The following is a 749-nucleotide window of genomic DNA, read 5'->3' on the forward strand; positions in this document are numbered from 1 at the left end:
CCAGGACATCCTCGAAGGCGCGCCGTCGCTGCGGACGTTCAAGCGAAGGGCGAGACTCCGAACAGCCAGCCGTGCAGCCAGAGCCCGAACAATGCGAAAGCCACCAAGCCGATGCCCACAGCAATCAGGTCGCTACGCGGTCGCACGACCGCGGGTGCCGGATCGCCGCGTGGAATGACGGCAATGAGATCGACAATCGCGTAAACCAGAAATGCTCCGAAGACTAGGAGCGAGGCAAGGTCGCCATTGGCCAGGAGGTGGCCGATGGCCCAAAGGATGATGCCCACCAGCATCGGGTGCTTCAGCCGATGCTTGATTGAACCCGCGGGCAAGTAAGCGGCTGCCAGAAAGACGAATGCGGCGAGCACCAACACCGACGCGACATGGCGGCCCCAAGAGGGCGGCTCGTAGATCTCAGGCGCATTGGGCCGATAAAGACTCCAGCCCCAGACGATCAGCACGAAGCCGATGATCGATAGGAGCGAATAAAGTCCCTTCCAGCGCCGCTCGTTTGTGGCGATTTGCGCATCACGAAAGCCGCCGGCGGCGATCCGAACAGAATGGATTCCGAAGAAGATCACGAGGCCGAAAACCAGTACTAGCATAACACCTCCGAGGTTCGGCGCGTCGGCGGGAAGGAAGGCTTGCTTACGCTCTCGCTCGAGTTGCCGGCTGCATATGCGCAAAACGGATCCTGCGAACGAGATGGTCAGAGTAATATATCAGGGACCCGCAATCTTGGAATGGGC

1 protein-coding gene is annotated in these 749 nt (G+C 60.2%); it reads right to left on the reverse strand.

Annotated elements, in window-relative coordinates; translation table 11 throughout:
• Nucleotides 1–38 precede the first annotated feature (38 nt).
• Nucleotides 39–605 (reverse strand): NnrU family protein, encoded by a 567-nt coding sequence (locus AC0L3L_RS36410; RefSeq protein WP_473642203.1) that lies wholly within the window; start codon nt 603–605, stop codon nt 39–41.
• Between the last annotated feature and the right edge of the window lie 144 nt (nt 606–749).

The sequence above is a fragment of the Mesorhizobium sp. WSM4849 genome, assembly GCF_055811385.1.